This is a genomic window from Paraburkholderia sp. SIMBA_053, assembly GCF_046534895.1.
Classification (GTDB): domain Bacteria; phylum Pseudomonadota; class Gammaproteobacteria; order Burkholderiales; family Burkholderiaceae; genus Paraburkholderia; species Paraburkholderia caledonica.
In genome coordinates, this window is sequence record NZ_JAWRXU010000522.1 from 1 (window position 1) to 279 (window position 279).

A 279-nucleotide genomic window follows, 5' to 3' on the forward strand; every position below is an offset into this window, starting at 1 on the left:
GCTGTTGGCATCGGATTCCAGCTCGATTCCGCAAACCTTGCGAGCGAGCTTTGCGTACGGGCCCGACCCCGAGAATTCGGCGCGTTGCATGGTGAGGGTGCGAATGGCTTGCAACGGCGTACCGTTGAAGTTTTCGAAAACGAACAGGCGGCTGCCCCAGTCCGTCAGGAACAGGTCGCGAATCACACGGCCGATCTGCACGCGGTCATGCGGCTTGCCAACGGGGCCGCTGTTCAGGCGTTCAAACCACGGATTAAGCGTTGCATCGTTCCATTGGTC

The 279-nt window shown here is 59.9% G+C and carries 1 pseudogene; it reads right to left on the bottom strand.

The features are described 5' to 3' along the window. Positions 1-279, bottom strand: a pseudogene (locus tag SB753_RS36695) (2,4,6-trichlorophenol monooxygenase); the annotation flags it as partial.